At 56.1% G+C, this 4,738-nt stretch carries 4 protein-coding genes and 1 pseudogene; all 5 read right to left on the reverse strand.

The annotated features are described in order from the left end of the window. Positions 1-338 (reverse strand): annotated as a pseudogene (locus VMU57_RS03860) (hypothetical protein); the annotation flags it as partial. After that, positions 335-1,039 (reverse strand): respiratory nitrate reductase subunit gamma, encoded by a 705-nt coding sequence (narI, locus tag VMU57_RS03865; RefSeq protein WP_325380968.1) that lies wholly within the window; start codon positions 1,037-1,039, stop codon positions 335-337. The pseudogene VMU57_RS03860 and the gene narI, both read right to left, overlap by 4 nt. A 31-nt stretch (positions 1,040-1,070) precedes the next feature. After that, a complete protein-coding gene (locus tag VMU57_RS03870) occupies positions 1,071-1,604 on the reverse strand; it encodes a nitrate reductase molybdenum cofactor assembly chaperone (protein ID WP_325380970.1) in 534 nt (177 codons plus the stop codon). Between the two features lie 3 nt (positions 1,605-1,607). After that, entirely contained in the window at positions 1,608-3,098 is a 1,491-nt protein-coding gene (gene narH / locus VMU57_RS03875) for a nitrate reductase subunit beta (RefSeq protein WP_325380972.1), read from the reverse strand. Positions 3,099-3,111: 13 nt separating this feature from the next. Beyond that, a partial coding sequence (locus tag VMU57_RS03880; RefSeq protein WP_325380974.1) for a molybdopterin-dependent oxidoreductase occupies positions 3,112-4,738 on the reverse strand: 1,627 nt, incomplete at its 5' end.

Genomic DNA, 4,738 nt, shown 5'->3' on the forward strand with positions numbered 1-4,738 from the left:
CCGAGATGGGTACAGATCATCGAGAATGCGATAAATTGCCGGTCGCTTTCTCGGCGAAGCCAGGCTGCCGTCTGTGCAGTCACTCCGGCCCAGGGTAATGGCGTTGGATCCTGAAAAGACACATTCACGGTAGACCCGATCTGGAAATCATCAAGTTTTCCCACCGTTCGCCATATTTGGGGCGTCTTACGGAGGCCGAGCAGAAACGCGACACTCGGTATGGCCACGAGAGCGGCACCGATGGAACCTAAAGCGATACTGAGGCGAACCAGGAATCGTCGCCGGCCGATTTTTCTACACTCCGGTGTTACTGTTTCAGACGCGTTGTTCTCATTCATCGGATGATCTCCCTCGAGTACGCGCCTGCCTTTCCAGGGCGGCGATGCCAGATCACCACTTGGTGAGGGCGCCAGAGATATTGAATCGGAAACATGACCAAATGAACCAGGCGGCTGAATGGGAACAAGAGAATGACAACGAACCCGGTTACAAAATGCAGTTTTACGAAGGGGGAAAGCTGCGCCACCGTGCTTATATCCGGATGCAGGATCGCCAGCGACCAGAACCATGGAACCGCTGTGTGCAGATACCATAAACCGCCCCAACGATCAAAAATCGCAATACCGATGCCGCTTCCCACTTGAATCAGGAGCACGAAAAGGAGCACGCCATCCATGTAGGATGTCACCGCATGCGCCAGCGATCTGGGAACCAGACGGCGGGCGATCAACACAAGCAATCCAAACAGCGTGTACAGGCCCAAAGCCATCCCGGTTACTTCCAGAACAAGACGCCGGATCTGCCCTCCAAGGAGCCACCCGGCCACGCCCGGAAGCAGGGCCGCCAGCAGGTGCGCCAGGAGAATCAGCGTAAGTCCGAAATGAAAGGGTACCGAGCCCCAAAAGAGTTTTCGGTTTTCCAGAATCTCTGAGGAGAGGCTTGAGTAGGTATAGGGACGCCGGGCGTGGCGATAAATGCCGACCCCGATCGCCAGGATCACCGCTATGTATGGAAATGCGATAAAAAGGAAATTATCCATGCCAGCCTCTTCGAACGGAATGACTATGCCATCAGAGCTCCACCACCTCGGCGGCCGTCGCGAACGCGCCGTGTTGGTGATGAAGCAGACTCAAGAGCGCGCGCAACGCGTGCTCGTAAGGATTTCCGCTCGGATCGAGAACTTCGACCATCCGCGAGACCGCCGGGAGTAAACAATCCTCGATCACGGGGGGACGCTCTTCTTCCGCTAAATCCAGATATCGCAGGATGAGGACGATATGGTCTGGCAGTTCGATGCTGAGCGCGATGCCCCGGGCTTCCATTCGCCCCTTCAACTCCGCCAGAAAAACGCCGCGTCGGCCATCATCGCCGAACAAGTGATATCCGAGATTCGGCGTGCAATCGGGGCGCAGATCGAAGGCGTTCGTGTAACACTCCTGGAGTTCGCCCAGGCTCTTTTGAGCGACTGCAGTGCGAAAACTCATGAGCTGTGCGTACGCCTCTGGGACCGACCCGGCGAGTTCAACGCCACAATCGTCGATGGACTTCTCAATTGAGTGCTCTGGATAATCAAGCATGTTCGCGAACAACGAGTAGACTGACATCGCTCACAACCCCCGTGTCGGCCAGTACAGCGTGCCGACGCCGCGCTGTTCCTGAAAGTCCTGCGTGTCGACTCCGAGTTCGATGGCTTGCTCGCGCAGAAACGGGGGAACGACCATACGCTCATCGGCTCCCGCAAGCGCCGTCATGTAGTAAATCCCTTCGACTTCCTCGGGTGTCAACCGCGCCTCTTCAAGCGCATGTCGTGCTGTTTCCATGGAAATATCGCCCACCGTTTCAGCACGCTTGAAAATTCGGACAGCCAGCAGCTTGCGGTAGACCGCAATCACCTCCGCTTCGTCCCCAGCCGAAAAAAGACTTGCCATATAGCGGATGGGCAAGCGCGCGCTTTCAAGTGAGCTGAAGAAGTCCGCCTCCATTTCGTAGCAGCCCTCCTGGGTCAAAGTGGCGGTCACCGGCAACAGCGGCGGCACGTAGAACAGCATCGGCAGCGTTCGCCATTCAGGATGAAGAGGCAGCGCCATTCGCCACTGTTTTACATATTTATAAATTGGTGATTTTTGAGCAGATTCCACAATCTTCAAGTCGATGCCGCATTTGAGAGCCTCCCTGATCACTTCGGGATCGAACGGATTGAGAAGCATGTCCCTCTGCGCCTCGACCAGCTCGGAGTCCGGCTTCGAAGCGGTTTCCTCGATGCGGTCCGCGTCGTATAAAACAACCCCGAGATAGCGGATCTTTCCCACGCAGGAGTGCATGCACGCCGGTGCCTCGCCCATTTCCATGCGCGGATAGCAGAGGATGCATTTCTCCGCCTTGCCGCTGTTCCAGTTGAAATACACCTTCTTGTATGGACAGCCGGAAACACACATGCGCCAGCCCTGGCACTTGTCCTGGCTCACCAGCACGATGCCGTCTTCTCCGCGCTTGTAAATCGCTCCGGACGGACAGGCGGCGACGCAGCTCGGATTCAGACAGTGATTGCACATCCGTGGAAGATAAAAATAAACCAGTTGCTGGAGTTCAAAGAAGCGCCGCCGCTCTTCTTCGGTCAGGGTCTTCAGATTCGGGTCGTTGGCCGCATAAATACCGGAACCGCTCATGGAATCGTCCCAGTTAGGGCCAGCCTCGATTTCCATGTCGTCACCGGTGATCATTGAAATTGGCCGTGCGACAGGCTGATCGTCGCCCTGCGGCGCATCGACCAGGTCGCTATAGCGGTAGGTGAAGGGATGGTAGTAGTCGTCGAGCGTTGGCAGCCGTGGATTGTAGAAAATGTTGATCAACTCGCTCTTTTTGCTCCCCAGTTTCAGACGAAGCTTGCCGTCTTCGAGCACCCAACCGCCATCATATTGTTCCTGATCCTCATACAGCGTTGGATAGCCGGTGCCTGGCTTGGTCTCCACGTTGTTCCACCACATGTACTCCGTGCCGGGCCGATCAGTCCAGAGATTCTTGCAGGCGAGGCTGCACGTATGGCATCCGATGCATTTGTCGAGATGGAAAACCATGGAAACCTGCGATCGGATATTCATGCGCTATTCCTTCCTAACCCCACTTTGGTTTACCTTCCAGCTTGTGGACCATGACATAAGTATCGCGATCTGTTCCCGGCGGTCCGTAATCGTTGAAGCGATAACAGTTGTGTGCGTAACCTCCGGCCATCAACACCGGTTTCAGCCTCATGCGGGTCAGGCTGTTGGTCCCTCCGCCGCGGCGATTGTTACGGACTGGAGACTTGGGAAAAGAAATGGTCCGTTCCGGAGCATGGTAGAAGATGCAAATTCCTCGTGGGATTCGGGCGCTTACGACGGCGCGCGTCACGATCACCCCATTGTCGTTGTACGCTTCCACCCAGTCGTTATCGAGAACATCGATCTCGGCGCTGTCTTTGTCATTCAGCCAGAACGGTTCGACGCCGCGCGAGAGAGTCAGCATCCGCAAGTCGTCGTAGTAGGTGGAATGAATGTGCCATTTTCCGTGAGGCGTGATGCAGGCCAGCGTGATGGCTTTACCGACCGGCTTGCTCTTGACAATACTGAATGTGTTTTCGAGAGAGATCCGAGGTTTAAATGTAGGGCAGGACTCGCCAAAGGCACGGTAGGCTTCATGGTCTTGATATAGGTGCTGGCGTCCGGTGAGCGTGCGCCAGGGGACGAGGCGCTCCACATTGATAACGAAGCCGCTGTAGGCCCGGCCTTCATTCACGATGCCCGACCAGCATGGGCTGGTTAGAATCCGGCGAGGCTGTCTGGCAAGATCGGCAAAGTCGTAGCGGATACCGCGATAGTCCTCGGCCAGGTCCGCCAACGGCAGTCCGGTTTGATGCTCCCGGTCTTTGAACCCGCGATAGGCGATCTCTCCATTTGACTCGGGCGCAAAGAAAAGCACTGCGTCTGCTGCATACACGGGATCTACCAGAGACGGATACTTACGGCCATTCCACTCGTAGGAGGGAACAAGTTTCGCAAAGTCATCGTACAGATCGGCGACATCCATCTCGACACCGTGGTCCTCCACTCCATGTTCCTTGATCCCCGGACCAAGCGAATTGAAGCGATGTACCAGGTTGACGTAATCGCGCTCCACGATCGAAATGTGCGGCATGGTCTTGCCGGGGATGGGTTCGCATTCGCCCTTGGCCCAATCCCGCACTTCCGGTTGGGCAATCTCATCTGGAGTATCGTGCAGCAGCGGAGTCGTGACCAAATCTCGGAACGGCTCCGGAAAATGCGTGCGTGCCAGTTCACTGGTCTTTTCCGCAAGCGCACGGAAAATGTCCCAGTCACTCCGCGATTCCCAGCAGGGAGGTACCGCCGCACCCAGGGGATGAAAATAGGAATGCAGATCGGTCGTGTTGAGGTCGTTCTTCTCGTACCAGCTTGCCGACGGCAGAATGATATCGGAGTAGAGTGCGGATGTATCCATGCGGAAGTTCAAATCGACAACTAGGTCCATCTTGCCCTGTGTCGAGGCTTCACGCCATTGGACCTCTTGCACGGACTCTTGAGCGGTCTCGTCGGCAATCGCGTTAGAGTGCGTGCCCAGGTAGTGGCGAAGGAAATATTCATGGCCCTTGGCGCTGCTGTGGAGTGCATTTGCCCGCCAGATGAGCCATACGCGAGGCCAATTTTCCGGAAGATCGGGTTCTTCCACCGAGAAACGCGTTTTGCCC

Origin of the sequence: Edaphobacter sp. (assembly GCF_035532915.1) — a bacterium.
Lineage (GTDB): Bacteria > Acidobacteriota > Terriglobia > Terriglobales > Acidobacteriaceae > Edaphobacter.